Genomic DNA, 15,116 nt, shown 5'->3' with positions numbered 1-15,116 from the left:
GTGCTGTGATCTGCGAGAAAGTAGATTACATTAAAAATACGTTTTGCATCCGTTAAAAAGTTTGTGCAGCGCTCAGTAAGATAATCCTAAAAATGTGCCAGTCCAGGAGGGAACCCGATGCCGCCCAGCACCACTGATTATTCAAAAGAGTATGCTGAGGCCCAGAAGGCCTATTATCAGAATAATTTGTCTGAAGCAGAGGCGATCGCCAATCAGTTGCTCAAAGATTACCCGGACGATCCCCATCTGCTGCTTTTGAGTGGCCATATTTCCCTCGGTTTACAAGATCTAGGGCGGGCTTCCGCGTTTTACCACCGGGTTTTGGATGTGACCAACCAGCGGGATTACCATGAATATGCCCGGCAAGGTTTGGCTCAGGTCAATGCCTATAGCGGGCAAGTCAATGGTCACCAGGAAACCACCGGCGGACAGCCGACCTTTACCCAGCCAGAAGACCACCCGCTTACAGAAGATTACGCATCCCCAGAAAACTTTGTTGCGGCATCCGGGGAACCAGAGATTCCCGCAGATGTAGATGATTACGCAGCGCAATGGGCAGAGCCAGAATTGCCCCTGAGGAATTTTCCGGAGGACGAAGAAACCTTTCTCGTACCCCATCCCGGCGATGATCACTCCACTGAAGCGGGCTCAGACCAATCTCTCAATGATCCTTTTTTTGAGGCAGAAGCTGGTGAATTTATTGAATTTAACGAAGACGAATTGGTTGAATTCGATAGTGCGGTCGGTCTAGAAGAAGACGGTGATCTCCTGGGGAATGAGGACACATCCCCCTTTGATCTAGACTGGTCTCCAACGCATGAAAACGGTAAATTTTCAGCAGATCTAGACCATTTTGATGTAGTAGACACTGATCCCCTAGACTTTGAAAGTGAGTCTCCCACTTGGCTTGAAAATCCTTCTTTAGCTGAGGAAGACGAGTTGACATTTGATGAGCCGACTCACCCAAGTTTCGCGTCTGATTCGCTATCTTCTGCTAACACTGATGATTTTGACGATGAAATTAGCTTAGGCAGCCTTGGTGCAGAACTATTTGATGAACCAGAAGAGCGACCAAAACAAGATGAAGGGGGATTTCTTGAGGAGTTTGGGATTCTTGAGGGGCAAGATCTAGATAATTTTGGCGATTTTAGTTCGGATATCCTCGATGATGGCCAAAAAATGCCCGATACAGCTCTTTTTGAAGCGCCCCTAGAAACACCGACAACCACAGGGGAGTTTGATTTTGATGATTTTCCCGAGGAACTGGGACTCAATGAAGACGACAGCCTATTTATCACCCTAGGGGAAGATAGTGTTTCTGGTGGTTTAGGGACAGATTTTACTGTTTCTGATAAAGCCCAGGAAGTTGTCGCAGAAAACCCCAAAAAGTATTTGGCGTGGTTTGAGAATGTGCCTCTCCAGAAAAAACAGTTATTTACTGCAACTGGTGCTGCTGCTGCTTCGGCGATCGCCACCTTGATTGTAACAGTGGGCGTATTTCAAACAACCCCAGCCGAACAACGCTCCCAAGCCCTCTGGCCCGTGGCGAAAACAGGTTTACTCACAAGTTTACTAGCCGGGGCGGCCAGCTTTGGTACGACCCTATTTTTAGGACAGTTAACAACCCGACAGATCAAACGCAGCACCGATAACCTCCAGAACCAGTTTGACGCGGTCTCCCAGGGGAATCTCAATGTCAAAGCAACGGTTTTTGCGGAGGATGAATTTGGGGCTTTAGCCACGGGCTTTAATAAGATGGCCCGGGTTATTCTCAATACCACCAGTGAAGCCCAGCGGCGGGCCGAAGAAACAGAACAGTCCAAAGAAGACCTCCAGCGTCAGGTGATCCGTCTCCTTGATGATGTAGAAGGGGCCGCCCGGGGCGACTTTACCGTCCAAGCAGAGGTCACTGCCGACGTACTAGGGGCCGTCGCTGACGCCTTTAACCTCACCATTCAAAACCTCCGGGAAATTGTTCAACAGGTAAAACAGGCGGCCCGTCAGGTGAATAAAAACGCTGCCGACAGTGAATCCTTTGCTCGAGGCCTATCCAGCGATGCCCTCCGTCAAGCCGAAGAATTAGCTGTCACCCTCAACTCAGTCCAGATGATGACCGATTCGATCCAGCGGGTTGCTGAAAACGCCCGGGAAGCCGAAGAAGTTGCCCGAACCGCTTCGAGTACGGCCCTCAAGGGGGGAGAATCCGTAGAGCACACCGTAGCCGGGATTTTACAGATTCGAGAAACGGTGGCCGAAACAGCCCGTAAGGTAAAACGCCTGGCCGAGTCTTCCCAAGAAATTTCGAAAATTGTCGCGGTGGTCTCCCAGATTGCGTCCCGTACAAACCTCCTGGCGTTGAATGCATCCATTGAGGCGGCCCGGGCTGGGGAATCAGGAAAAGGCTTTGCGATTGTGGCCGACGAAGTCCGTCAGTTAGCAGACCGTTCTGCAAAAGCCCTGAAGGAAATCGAGCAAATTGTTTTACAAATCCAAAGTGAAACAAGCTCGGTCATGATCGCGATGGAGGAGGGTACCCAGCAGGTTATTGACGGTACCAAACGGGCGGAACAGGCGAAACAATCCCTAGAGGACATTATTCAGGTCTCGAACCGTATTGATGCCCTGGTGCGCTCGATTACGGCGGATACCGTTGAGCAGCGGGAAAATTCTCGCGCCGTGGCCCAGGTGATGCAATCAGTGGAGTTAACGGCCCAGGAAACCTCCCGGGAATCCCAACGGGTGGCCGGATCGTTACAGAAGTTGGTGGGCATTGCCCGGGATCTATTGTCTTCTGTGGAGCGATTCCGCATAGAATCCACGGATGAGGCGTAATATGATTGGGCAATGGCGTTCATGCCAATAAAATTTGCATAGAGTTTGGCGATCGCCTTTTCTCTTTGCCTTTTATTTTTTAATTCTCCAGTTGTCTCATCCCATCACCTATGACTAGCCAACGCAGATCAAAAAGCTCCCTCAGCAAATGGTTTGAGCGGTTAGTTGCCGCGATGCTTTTGGGGGGACAAGTCATTGTACATCTCCTGCGGGGGCGCTTCAATCGACGCATCACTATCGAACAAATGGCGGCAGTGGGGCCTGATTCTCTTCTCATTGCCCTGGTTACTGCTGGGTTTGTTGGCATGGTATTCACCATTCAGGTGGCCCGGGAATTTATTTACTTTGGTGCGGGGACTGCGGTGGGGGGGGTCTTGAGCCTTTCTCTATCCCGGGAGTTAGCGCCGGTGTTGACGGCGGTAGTGCTAGCGGGGCGGGTCGGGTCGGCTTTTGCAGCGGAGATTGGTACGATGCGAGTCACAGAACAAATTGATGCGTTGCATATTTTGCGCACAGATCCGATTGACTATTTGGTGGTGCCTCGCTTTTTAGCCTGCTGTTTAATGTTGCCTTTATTGACGATTTTATCTCTCCTGACAGGCATGGGGGGTGGGTTGATTATCGCCATGAATTTATATCAGATTCCCCAGTCAATTTTCATCAACTCAGCCCAAAGCTTCCTAGAATATTGGGACATCATCAGCGCTATGATTAAGTCTATTGTTTTTGGCGGCTTAATTGCAGTCATTGGTTGCAGTTGGGGTTTGACGACGACTGGGGGAGCCAAGGGAGTAGGGCAATCGACAACGACAGCTGTTGTTACTTCTTTATTGGCGATTTTTATTGCTAATTTTTTCCTGTCTTGGCTGATGTTCCAAGGGTTAGGTAGTGCCTTAGTGGGATGAAATTTAAACTACCGTATTTTATTTGGGGTCTCATTACTACCCTGGTTATCGGTCTCTGTAGTTGTACCCTGGGCAATTCTCAGCCGACTTTGGTGGTGGCGATCGCCGCTTCTCTGACGGATGTTATGGCAGAGATTCGCGCTGAGTTTCAAGCACAGCATCCAGATATTTCAATTCAATTTAATACTGCCGCTTCTGGGACTTTACAAAGGCAAATTGAGCAACAAGCTCCCATTGATATTTTTGCCAGCGCCGCCCTAGAACCTGTTGAATCCTTGGCCCAAAAAGGGTTTGTCGAAACAGAAGCAATCCGAATTTTTGCAAAAAATCAACTTGTTCTAATTCAAAATCAACAAAGTCAACCACAATTGAACCACTTAGAAGATTTGGCTGATGAGGACGTCCCAAAAGTTGCCCTGGGTAATCCCAAAACAGTACCAGCAGGAAAATATGCCGCAAATCTTTTGGAAAAATATCCCCAGCTTTATGAAACCCTAGAACAGTCTCAAAAATTAGTCTTTGGGGAAAATGTGCGGCAAGTTTTAACCTATGTCCAAAATCAATCGGTAACAGCAGGATTTGTCTACCAAACGGACATTTTTCAGCAATCTAATCTGCGAGTGATTGAATCTTTTTCACCAGAATTAACAGACTCAATTTTATATGCGATCGCCCCGATTAAAACCTCACTACATCAATCCCAAGGGCAACTTTTTATCGATTTTATTTTAGGTCAGCAGAGTCAGGCTATTTTGCAAAAATATGGCTTTCTTTCCCCTAGGGATTGACAAAATTTTGCTGCCAAGTGCCGTCGGCCGTGCGGTGATACAGAAAACGATTTTGGGGGTTGCCCCGCAATTCTAGGTGATCCACTTTTGTCACTTGAAAGAGGAGAAGCACGAAATTAGAAACAGGTTCTTGATCATTGACTGCATCCGGGTGGAAATCCGCTAAATTTTCGCTGCGGCGATCGCCAGGCTGGGGCCAGAAAAATTGGGCCCGGGCCGCATCGGAAAGGGCCTGCCAGGTCTGCTGTCTGGCGGGCTTGAGTCGTGATGATGAGCTTTGCGCCGTAACCATGGTAATTTGACCACTAAAACGAAATTGTTCCCTAGTTTTGGTGAAATACCAAGCAATTTCGGCATCAGGGCAAGCCGAGAGATGGTTTATTTTTTCACTGCGCTGATCCGTAATGATTTTGAGATCATTGCTCTCGTCGAGAAACCCCCGAAAAACCACCGTGCGATTACTGGGTGTTCCCACCGGCGTTACGGTTGCCAACTGAAAAAAGCGATGGTGAGGCTGACTTTTATTCCGGTGCAAAGCCCGTGCTAGAGGCGATCGCCAAGGAGCCAATTCAAACGTCACAGACATCATTATTTACCGTCAAACCAAGTATAAACAGGCTCAAAATTAGGCTTCTCCTTCTAACTGACGCCGCTTCTGGGCCACTTGCCAACATTCAGAAACCAATTGGTGCCAAGGCATCAACACCTGAACATCGACCCCAGCATTCCCATCCATTGCCTGAAAAAGGGACTTGGTGGCCATCACCTCTCCCTGGGCCTGGCGAATGCGGGCGATTAAGTCTTCCTGTTCACCAGGGGCCATAAAACTTAAGGATTTTTTTTCGAGGGCTGTGAGGGATAGATCAAACCAGTAGAGAAAATCATCTAAAAGCGGGGCCAGCACAGCCTTTAAAAGTTGCTTTTCATTGGCAGGTTCTGGAGAAAACATAAATATTTTTAAAATGAGATTTTCTTTACAGATCTTAACATTGTGGGGCGATCGCCGCTGGCGAGGATGATTTCCCTATTAAGCAACCTTAACAAACATTTCTTCACTCCCGTTGCCCTGCTAAAAATAAGGGGAATTAGCTTGTATTGGGCTAGTTTGTTCAAACTCTCATCATGGTGGAGTCACGGTGAAATACGAAATCCGCTACAAACCCGCCTTTGCTTGTCTATTTGTCACCCTCGAACCCGGCGAACAGATCACAGCCGAATCTGGTGCAATGGTCAGCATGGATGGCGGAATCTTAATGAAAACTGAATTTTCGGGGGGATTTTTCCCGGCGATTCTCCGTCGCTTATTTGGGGGAGAATCCCTATTTGTGAATGTCTATCGCAACACAAGTCAGCGACCCCAGACTGTCATTTTAACGCAGTCAATAGTCGGTGATATCCACCGCATTGATCTGTCCCAGGGGCCGATCTGTTTTCAGCCCGGTGCCTACATTGCCCATACCCCCGGCGCAAAAATGGGAATCCGTTGGGCTGGTTTTGCCAGTTGGTTTGCGGGGGAAGGTCTCTTCAAACTGCAATTCACAGGCAGTGGACGGGTCTTTTACGGCTGCTATGGCGGCATCATCGAAAAACAAATTGCCGGGGAATTTATCGTCGATAATAGTCACCTCGTTGCCTACGATCCGGGCATCACGATGAATATCCGGATGTCTGGGGGATTATTTGGTTCCCTCACCTCCGGCGAAGGCCTGGTGAATAAACTCAAGGGCCGTGGCCGAATCTATCTCCAATCGCGGAGTGTGTCGGGTCTTGTGGGCTTTTTACGTCCAAAATGTCGTTAGGGGGTAGCTATGGAAATTAAACTCTTACATCAACCAGATAATGCGATCGCCCATGTCACCCTCGATGCTGGCGAAGAAATCATTGCCCAGGCCGGCGCAATGGTTGCCATGAGTGGCAATATCAATGCCAGCACGACCCTCCGCAAAGGCAAAGGGGGCGGCATTATGGGGGGACTAAAACGGATGCTGGCCGGGGAATCCCTCTTTTTAAGCGTTTTTCGGGCACCCTTACCTAACAGCGAAATTTGGTTTGCTCCCAAGCTGATGGGAGACCTCCTCCTCTACGAAATGCGAGGCGATGAATTTGTTGTCCAGGCCTCTTCTTACCTTGCCTCTGGCCCAAATGTGGACATTGATCTCGGTTGGCAAGGCTTTAAATCTTTCTTTTCGGGGGAATCTATCTTTTGGCTCAGCATTAGCGGCCAAGGGCCTTTGGTGGTCACGTCTTTTGGGGCCATTTACGAAGTGGATATAGACGGCGAATACGTCGTTGATACAGGCCATATTGTTGCCTTTGAAAAGAGCCTGAGTTTCACCGTGGGTAAAGCAAACCCCTCTTGGATCGGTGCATTCCTCGGCGGAGAAGGTCTAGTCTGTCGCTTCCGGGGGAAAGGCAAACTTTACTGTCAAACCCATAACCCTGGAGCCTTCGGTTCCCTGGTCGGCTCCCAATTACCACCCCGTTAAGTTGTCCTTTGAAGCCAGTGCTGAAAGTGCTTGAAAATTATGTCTCAGTTTAAATTTCGCGTTGAAAATAATCCTTCCTATGCCTCGCTCATTGTGACCTTACCGCCCAACCAAACCCTGCTCGTGGAAGCGGGGGCCATGGCGGCCATGGATGCCAACATCGAAATGAAATCGAAGATGCGGGGGGGCTTGATGAAGGGCATCGGGCGGATGTTCAGTGGAGAATCCCTATTTATCAGTGAATTTACCGCCAGAAATAGCGCCGGGGAACTCTATATCTCGCCAGGGGTACCGGGAGATGTGACCCATTATCATTTAGACGGTTCTAAAAGTCTGATGGTGCAGTCTTCGGGTTTTGTGGCTTCTAGTCCTTCGGTGGATTTGGATACAAAATTCCAAGGGCTGAAGGGCTTTTTTACGGGGGAATCGATCTTTTTCCTGCGGGCATCGGGCCAAGGGGATTTTTGGTTTAGTTCCTACGGGGCAATTATCGAAATTCCCGTCGAAGGGGATTATGTGGTGGATACGGGCTACATTGTTGCCTTTGAGGATACGTTGCAATACAACGTGGAAATGATTGGTGGCTTGTCCTTCCGGGGTTTGCGGACGGGTATTCTCGGTGGGGAAGGGCTAGTCTGTCGCTTTAGTGGTCGGGGTAAGCTCTGGGTACAATCTCGCAATTTGTTCCCACTTATGAATTTCCTTTATCCCTTCCGACCGGTGAAGAGCGATTAGGGTCTGGTTTTTAGCGATGGTGGACTGCTTTTTTCCTTGGGGAATGCTTCGAGGAGCCGTCCTTGTAGTGGCAGATACCGCCCGCGTAATAGGTAGGGTATCCTAAAGGCATTCTTGATGGATGCAGTGGGAGCAGTCATGGCCCAGAAAAACGATACATTGCCTCTAATGCTGGCCCTCACCGTTACCCTGGGAATTCTGGGGGGCGGTGGTTGGTGGTTTCTGAACCGCTCTGGTTTCCAGGGTTTGTCTCCCAATGGGACGGATACGAATTCTCAGGATGGGGCGATCACCCGTCCTTCCCAAGCAACGGACAATCCTTTTAGTCCGCCGGCAATGGTGGCTCCGGGGACAGTGGTAAAAATTTCTGGTTCTACCAGTATGGTGCAGATTAACACTGCCCTAAAAAATCGGTTTGAGCTGCAATATCCCCAGACCCGTGTTGAAACGATGGCTAATGGTTCCAGTAGAGGCCTTGAGGATCTGCTGGCAGGAAATATTGACCTCGCGGCGATTTCCCGTCCCCTCCAACCGGAAGAAATCCAACAGGGCCTCAAGGCGATCGCCATTACCACCGATGCCATTGCCATTGTGGTCGCCAAGGAAAATCCATTTAGTACCGGGCTGACCGGGGAACAGGTACAGGGCATTTTTCAAGGGAATCTTACCGATTGGTCAGCGATCACCGATAAGGCCACGGGGGAAATTCGAGTGATCAATCGACCCCCGGTCAGCGGCACGCACCAAACTTTCCAAGAAACAGTGCTTAATGGGGCAAACTTCGGCAATGGCCCTAATTTCACCAATCTAGAACAGGACGCCACCACGCCGATTTTGCGAGCCCTGGGCGCTGACGGAATCAGTTATGCCACCTACAGCCAAATTGCCAATCAGCAAACCGTGAGAACGGTGCCCATCGATGGGGTAACGCCGGAATCGGATCTTTATCCCTACACCCGCACCCTTTATTATGCTTATCAAGAACCCGCTTCCCCCCAGGTTGAGGCTTTCCTCGGTTTTGTCGGCACCCCTGTGGGAGCGGAGTTGATCCAAACGGCGCAACAGTAATGTTTCAAACCACCCGTAATCGTCTGGCCCTCTGGTATACAGCGATCACCGCAGTGTTGCTTTTGGTTTTCGCGACGGGGGTTTATTTTTATGTTCGTTATACCTTAATTGAACGCATCGATGACACCCTAAAGCACGTGGTGGAAGTGGTGGAGCGATCGCTAATCATTGAGCCAGATGATCCCGTGGGCTACCACATCAATCTAGAAGCCAGTTTTCGGCAACAGTCCCCCACCGTCGAGGATGACCGCATTGACCTGGAGTTTTTCAACCCAGCCGGAGAATTGCTTTGGTCAACCTTTTCGGAACCGTTAATCTTACCCTTGGAGTTGCACCCCCGGGGAGAAACGGTGCGTCTAGGAAATGATTATCTGCTGCGACAAATCACCGATCGCCTCGAAGTAGATCGCTACGTCTTGGGTTATCTACGGGTGAGCCATCCTTGGTTTGAGGTGACGCGACCGATTCGGAAATTAGTCCTCGATCTCAGCCTGGGGATCGCGATCATGATTACCTGTGGGGCGGTGATTGGTTGGTTACTGTCTGGCATTGCCATTGAACCGGTAAAGGAGTCTTATCAACAATTGCGGCAATTTACGGCGGATGCGTCCCACGAGCTGCGTAATCCCATTGCGATGATCCAAACCAATGTGCAAATGGCGATCGCCTACCCAGATCCCGACCAACGGCAACAAAACCTCAAGGTAATTGAACGGTTGACCCAACGGTTGGGCCGTCTAGTGAATGATCTCTTATTTCTCGCCCGCAGTGATAGCGGGGTTCTCCAGGCGGAATTTGAACTGATCCCCTTAGATGCCCTGTTGCTAGAAGTCATTGAAGAACAACGGGCTAGCTGTCGCCAGGAAAAAATTGAGTTGCAATTGAATATTTTAGGAGAAGCCGCCACGGAGGAACCCTACAAAATTTTCGGCGACTGGGACCAAATGGCGCGACTCTTTACCAATCTGATCGGCAATGCGATCGCCTACGCTTTTCCGGGGGATTGGGGCGATAAACCCAGACAAATCACCGTCACCATGGCCCTCAAGGAAAAAACAGGACGCACCGCAGGCGAAATCCTCCAAGTGACGGTCAAAGATAATGGCATCGGCATTCCCGCTGACAATTTACCGAATATTTTTGACCGCTTCTATCGCCTTGATCCCGCCCGGACGAATCCTGGGGAAAGTAGCACTGGCTCCGGTCTTGGTCTCGCCATTGCGGCGGCGATCGCCAAAAATCATAAAGGCAAAATCACCGTCGCAAGCAAAGACCAAGGCACAATATTTTCTGTCTCTCTACCACGAGCGACCTAAGCAAGATCAGTTGCTCCCCAAGAAAAAAGCCCCAACAGTTTTCACCTGCGGGACTCTCAATCTCCCCTTGAGGGGAGCTAGATGGGTGTTCCTGAAGGGGAGCTAGGGGTAATAGCTTACTCCCATTCGATGGTGCCGGGGGGCTTGGAGGTAATGTCATAGACCACCCGGTTAACCCCTTTCACCTCATTCACCATGCGATTAGAAATGGTTTCCAAAAGCTCATAGGGAGGGCGAGCCCAATCCGCTGTCATCCCATCTTCACTGGTAATCATCCGTAGCACAACAGGGTGAGCATAGGTGCGCTTATCGCCCATCACGCCCACACTGCGGATCGGCAGTAAGACCGCAAAGGCTTGCCAGAAATCGCTGTAAACCCCTTGTTTTTTGATTTCATCCCGCACAACCCAGTCCGCATCCCGGAGAATATTTAACCGCTCTGCGGTGACTTCTCCAATAATCCGAATTGCGAGGCCAGGGCCGGGGAAGGGGTGACGGCGAATAATTTCATCGGGTAAACCGATGTTAGCCGCCACCTTACGCACTTCGTCCTTAAAGAGTTTACGGAGGGGTTCAACCAATTTAAAACGCAGATCCTCTGGCAAGCCACCGACGTTGTGGTGACTCTTAATTTTGACCGCGACCCGTTCCCCCGTTTTGGGGTCAACATTGGTGTCTGCGGATTCGATTACATCGGGGTACAGAGTCCCCTGGGCGAGGTAATCAAAGGGGCCAAGGCGTTTTGATTCTTCCTCAAAGACGGCGATAAATTCGTGGCCAATGAGACGACGTTTTTCTTCGGGATCTGTAACCCCTGCGAGCTTGTCGATAAAGCGATCACGGGCATTGATATAGGCAACGGGAATGTGGAATTGCTCATCAAAAATTTCCACAAGGCGTTCCGGTTCCCCTTTCCGCATAAAGCCTTGGTCGATGAACATACAGGTCAGTTGATCACCGATGGCTTGGTGGAGCAAAAAGGCCAAAGTAGAAGAATCAACGCCCCCAGAAAGAGCCAGGAGTACCCGTTGATCACCGACCCGGGCCCGAATCTCCCGAATCGCGTCTTCAACAAAGGCTTCTGTGGTCCAGGTGGGTTCACATTTACAAATGTGGTAGACAAAATTCCGGATGAGAGCCATCCCGTCCTGGGAATGAACCACTTCTGGGTGGAACTGTACCCCGTAGAGTTGACGGCCATGGTGGGCGATCGCCGCACAGGGGGTATTGTCCGTATGGGCGAGGATTTCAAAACCGTCGGGTAGCTGCACACAGGAATCCCCGTGGCTCATCCACATGGTGGAACCTTCCTCCACATTGGTCAGCAGATCGGTGGGATCATCGATGAAGATAGATGCCTTACCATACTCTGCATGCTTGGCCCGCTCGACGGTGCCGCCGAGTTGTTTCACCATCAGCTGCATCCCGTAGCAAACCCCAAGGACAGGAATACCGAGATTCCAAATTTCGGGGTCACAGGCCGGAGCATAATCGTCATAGACAGAGCTGGGGCCACCGGAGAGGATAATCCCACTGGGATTGAGTTGCCGCAACTGTTCAGCACTGGTGCGATAGGAAATAACCTCAGAGTAAACTTCCGTTTCGCGAATTCTTCGGGCAATCAGCTCAGAATATTGAGAGCCAAAGTCTAAAATAACGATAATTTGGCGTTGAAGACTGCTGCCTGTATTAGTGGCGTCAATCGGTTTTTGGAGTGGAGTCGTAGTCACGTTCAGCAAAAAATCCCTAGTGGAAGTTAACAGTAAGGTGGGCCAGGAATAAAATCCAAGGCGTCGCGTTTCCCAGCAACAGCATTCGCCGGGTTGCTGTGGAGATTGGGGAAAATTGTGAATGCTGAAGGGATATTAAAAACGGTATTTATAGAGCAAATAAATATTCCGAACAAAATAACACAGATCGATATTTTTTTAAAGTCTGATCTGAACCAGGCAGAGGATCGTTATCTTCTGTATCCTCAAAGAAAGCTTGTCCTTTATTTGTCGTGGTAGCAGTAAGCATGAATCCGGTAGATTATCTCCGCATTAGCTTGATTGATCGATGTAATTTTCGTTGCCATTACTGCGTTCCGGATGAAGCGAGTCTCCAATATTTGCTGACCTCAGAGCAACTGAGTAATGGAGAAATCTTAACGCTCCTCGAACAGGTATTTATTCCCTTGGGATTCCGTAAATTTCGCCTTACAGGGGGAGAGCCTCTCCTGCGTCCCCAGTTGGTTCCTCTTGTCCGGGCGATCGCCCACTTGCCGGGGGTAGAGGATTTATCCATGACCACGAACGCTTATCTCCTGGCGGACATAGCTCAAGATCTCTATGATGCGGGTCTCAATCGCCTCAATATCAGCCTAGATTCTTTGAAGCCTGAGACCTTTGATCAAATTATTGGTAACCGGGGGAAGAGCCGCTGGCAACAAACTTGGGATGGCATCCAAGCAGCCCATCGCGTCGGTTTTGACCCCCTCAAGCTCAATGTGGTGGTGATCCCTGGAGTCAATGATCAAGAGGTGCTCGATTTAGCGGCGTTGACGGGCGATCGCCATTGGCATGTGCGCTTTATTGAGTTTATGCCCATCGGCAACGACAAATTATTTAATGAACGGGCCTGGATTCCTTCCGAGGAACTGCGGCAACGGATCCGGGCGAAATGGGGTTTAGAAACGGCGCTGGTTCAAGGCAATGGCCCCGCAGATATTTTCAAGATTCCGGGGGCGAAGGGGACGCTTGGGTTTATTTCCCAAATGTCTGAATGTTTTTGCGATCGCTGTAACCGGATGCGCCTCTCGGCAGATGGTTGGCTCCGGCCTTGTCTACTAAATGAAGCGGCACAAATGGATCTCAAAACATTACTCCGGACGGGGGTTCATCCTGGGGAGATCAGAGCGAAGGTCAAAGCGCTTCTCGACCAAAAACCGGAGATTAATTTCAAAATGCGCGATATGGGCACCACCACAGGTCAGTATGGCCGCACCATGTCGCAAATTGGCGGCTAAAGGGCTGTATTGTCTGGGCTTCATTACATTTCTGGGCACAAAACGTCAATAAACGTGAATCGAGTTCCCCAAAGGGAGCTTTTTTTTCTAGAATATTTGTAGCAAATGTTACCGAATAAATTTCGATTTGTGCATTAGTCCAAACCTATGATCAAAGAACGCCTTACCCCCTGCGAAACTCTCCTTTACCATTGGCTCCATTTTCAGCAAAACCAAACGAAGCCAGAGGAGTTGAATTTACAGTATTTTCAAGTCTGGACTGCAGAATTTCTCACGGAAAAGGCCAGCGGCGAAGATATTGATCAAGCTCTGCTGCGGTTGATGCAATTGCGATTGATTTATCTCAACGATGCCGGAGCATTGGCGATCGCCCCAGAAGAGCAACCCGGCGTAAAAATGGCCCCCTTACCCCGAAAGTTTTGGCAGGTGTGGTCTTGGGAGCACCACCTAGCGGCGGGGAGTTTGGCGATCGCCTCGGTGATCCTAATGGCCGTCTCTGCCTTTGCCCTGTGGCAAAACACCAATGCGCCCTTAGATATGACAGAATCAGCAGCCGTTACGGAACAAATGCTTGAGACAAATGACCCAGAATAGCGGCCCGAAGAAGCAGCACAAACGGGGCAATGAATCAGCGGTGAGGGGAACGGGGATTGAGATATTTCGCGGCGATCGCCCCGCCAATGAGTCCAAATAAATGCCCCTCCCAAGACACCCCTGGGGTCGTCGGCAAAACACTCCAGAGTACCCCACCATAGAGAAAAAACACCAAGAGCGAAACGGCAATGGATGGGATATCCCGCCGAAAGTAACCCCGGAATAACAAAAATCCTAAATATCCAAAAATTAAAATACTGGCCCCAATATGCACAGAATTTTGGGCGCCAATGAGCCACACCCCCAGGCCACCGACCAGCATTGTGATTAAGGTGACCGTAAAAAAGTCACGGATGCGGTCAAGCATCACAAGCCAGCCCAACAGAGCAAAGGGGATCGAGTTGGTGACGAGGTGCTGGAAACCACCATGGAGAAAGGGCGCAAAGAAAATTCCCCTTAGTCCCAGCAGTTGTCGGGGCAGAATGCCGAACACATCTAGGCCACCCCGCCAAAGATTTTGAAAAACAAACTGATCACTAATTTCCAGGCCCCAAAAACTCGCTAGAAACAAACCCAAAATAATGAGTTGCTGTTTTAATTCCTGGGCAACAGCCTGGGCTTCGGGATCGCGCTGATGGGTCATGGATTCGGCGAAAAATCATAATATTTCTTCCCACGTTAACAAGTTTCGCGGTCAATCGGACGGCTATGTTCACGAAAAACGAAACAAGTGCAACCACTGCATGATCTGAGCGCCGGAAAGCTGTAACCGACTCTGTAAATCTGCGAAATCACGGTAATGACCCTGTTGTCGCTCTGTAATGATCCGTTGGGCTAGGGGAGCCTCGACGCCAAAATTGACTAACGTCTTAAGATCAGCGCGGTTCAGGTTAATTTGTTCTGGCGCTAATTCTGGTGCATAGTAGGCAAAACTGAGGATCGCGGCCAAGGGCTGGAGACGCTGCACGGGAATTCCTAGGGCCGCTGCCACATCATCGAGGCTATAGAACTGTACTCCTTGGCTGGTGAGCTGCACGAGCGATCGCCCCTGGTGAATGGAAATGCCTGGCAGCCGGAGCCAATCATCGACGGTAGCTTGGTTAACATCGATCTTGATGCCCATGGCCGCAGCGAGGGCGACTTCTTCGAGGGAGCGGAGGCGATAGTACGGATCTTCCCTCAGGCGTTGCTGTAATTGCTTTTTCCGGAGAAAATTCATGGTTTTTTGCGGGCCTCAATCTTGTTTACTCTACAGGCGATCGCCTCTATTTTTTATCATTGCCGAAACGATCCCTTAGCCTTTACAATAGGCCGATAGACTTATTTTTATGCCTTATTCCGTAGGAAAGTCCTGGCCTAGTCCATCTGCTAACCTACACTATATT

At 49.9% G+C, this 15,116-nt stretch carries 15 protein-coding genes; 10 read left to right on the top strand and 5 right to left on the bottom strand.

The features are described 5' to 3' along the window. The first annotated feature begins 117 nt into the window (after positions 1-117). The 3 genes from AWQ21_RS06960 (at position 118) to modA (ending at position 4,525) form a co-directional block, all read left to right on the top strand. Positions 118-2,832, top strand: a complete 2,715-nt coding sequence (locus AWQ21_RS06960) for a methyl-accepting chemotaxis protein (RefSeq protein WP_065713907.1) — start codon at positions 118-120, stop codon at positions 2,830-2,832. 110 nt (positions 2,833-2,942) lie between these two features. Further along, positions 2,943-3,737, top strand: coding sequence for an MlaE family lipid ABC transporter permease subunit (locus AWQ21_RS06955; RefSeq protein ID WP_065713906.1), 795 nt, complete (start codon positions 2,943-2,945; stop codon positions 3,735-3,737). Beyond that, the gene (gene modA, locus AWQ21_RS06950; RefSeq protein WP_065713905.1) at positions 3,734-4,525 is read left to right on the top strand and encodes a molybdate ABC transporter substrate-binding protein; all 792 of its coding nucleotides are present in this window, start codon (positions 3,734-3,736) and stop codon (positions 4,523-4,525) included. The genes AWQ21_RS06955 and modA overlap by 4 nt, the downstream gene beginning before the upstream one ends. Here the strand turns inward: modA and AWQ21_RS06945 are convergent. Together AWQ21_RS06945 and AWQ21_RS06940 are read right to left on the bottom strand one after the other, a co-directional pair. Next, positions 4,515-5,111: an Npun_F5749 family FMN-dependent PPOX-type flavoprotein gene (locus tag AWQ21_RS06945; protein WP_198159715.1), complete on the bottom strand. Its 597-nt coding sequence runs from the start codon at positions 5,109-5,111 to the stop codon at positions 4,515-4,517. The two genes, modA and AWQ21_RS06945, sit on opposite strands and share 11 nt — an antisense overlap. Positions 5,112-5,150: 39 nt before the next feature. Further along, a complete protein-coding gene (locus AWQ21_RS06940; RefSeq protein ID WP_065713904.1) occupies positions 5,151-5,474 on the bottom strand; it encodes a DUF2605 domain-containing protein in 324 nt (107 codons plus the stop codon). A gap of 187 nt (positions 5,475-5,661) precedes the next feature. Here AWQ21_RS06940 and AWQ21_RS06935 point away from each other — a divergent pair, with 187 nt between their 5' ends. The 5 genes from AWQ21_RS06935 to AWQ21_RS06915 all read left to right on the top strand — a co-directional run bounded on the left by AWQ21_RS06935 (position 5,662) and on the right by AWQ21_RS06915 (position 10,130). Then, positions 5,662-6,324, top strand: a complete 663-nt coding sequence (locus AWQ21_RS06935) for a TIGR00266 family protein (protein ID WP_065713903.1) — start codon at positions 5,662-5,664, stop codon at positions 6,322-6,324. Positions 6,325-6,333: 9 nt separating this feature from the next. Continuing rightward, positions 6,334-7,011 carry a TIGR00266 family protein gene (locus AWQ21_RS06930; protein WP_065713902.1) on the top strand — a complete coding sequence of 226 codons (678 nt, stop codon included), beginning with the start codon at positions 6,334-6,336 and terminating at the stop codon, positions 7,009-7,011. 39 nt (positions 7,012-7,050) lie between these two features. Beyond that, positions 7,051-7,746: a TIGR00266 family protein gene (locus AWQ21_RS06925; protein WP_065713901.1), complete on the top strand. Its 696-nt coding sequence runs from the start codon at positions 7,051-7,053 to the stop codon at positions 7,744-7,746. A 138-nt stretch (positions 7,747-7,884) separates the two neighbouring features. Next, complete coding sequence (locus AWQ21_RS06920) at positions 7,885-8,814, top strand: substrate-binding domain-containing protein (protein WP_065715255.1); 930 nt, start codon at positions 7,885-7,887, stop codon at positions 8,812-8,814. Further along, complete coding sequence (locus AWQ21_RS06915) at positions 8,814-10,130, top strand: cell wall metabolism sensor histidine kinase WalK (protein ID WP_065713900.1); 1,317 nt, start codon at positions 8,814-8,816, stop codon at positions 10,128-10,130. Before AWQ21_RS06920 ends, AWQ21_RS06915 begins: the two co-directional genes overlap by 1 nt. Before the next feature lie 116 nt (positions 10,131-10,246). On the opposite strand, the gene guaA is transcribed toward AWQ21_RS06915, so the two are convergent. After that, positions 10,247-11,860: a glutamine-hydrolyzing GMP synthase gene (guaA, locus tag AWQ21_RS06910; protein WP_269465849.1), complete on the bottom strand. Its 1,614-nt coding sequence runs from the start codon at positions 11,858-11,860 to the stop codon at positions 10,247-10,249. Positions 11,861-12,147: 287 nt separating this feature from the next. On the opposite strand from guaA, the gene moaA reads away from it, so the two are divergent. Next, the gene (gene moaA / locus AWQ21_RS06905; protein ID WP_065713898.1) at positions 12,148-13,137 is read left to right on the top strand and encodes a GTP 3',8-cyclase MoaA; all 990 of its coding nucleotides are present in this window, start codon (positions 12,148-12,150) and stop codon (positions 13,135-13,137) included. A 147-nt stretch (positions 13,138-13,284) separates the two neighbouring features. Then, positions 13,285-13,731: a hypothetical protein gene (locus AWQ21_RS06900; protein WP_065713897.1), complete on the top strand. Its 447-nt coding sequence runs from the start codon at positions 13,285-13,287 to the stop codon at positions 13,729-13,731. Between the two features lie 34 nt (positions 13,732-13,765). Here AWQ21_RS06900 and AWQ21_RS06895 read toward each other — a convergent pair whose 3' ends face one another. Continuing rightward, positions 13,766-14,374, bottom strand: a complete 609-nt coding sequence (locus AWQ21_RS06895) for a rhomboid family intramembrane serine protease (protein ID WP_065713896.1) — start codon at positions 14,372-14,374, stop codon at positions 13,766-13,768. Between the two features lie 69 nt (positions 14,375-14,443). Next, entirely contained in the window at positions 14,444-14,950 is a 507-nt protein-coding gene (locus tag AWQ21_RS06890) for a ComEA family DNA-binding protein (protein ID WP_065713895.1), read from the bottom strand. Between the last annotated feature and the right edge of the window lie 166 nt (positions 14,951-15,116).

Origin of the sequence: Picosynechococcus sp. PCC 7003 (assembly GCF_001693255.1) — a bacterium.
Lineage (GTDB): Bacteria > Cyanobacteriota > Cyanobacteriia > Cyanobacteriales > MRBY01 > MRBY01.
Note: the sequence above shows the minus strand (reverse complement) of the source record. Positions and strands in the feature narration are given on the sequence as shown.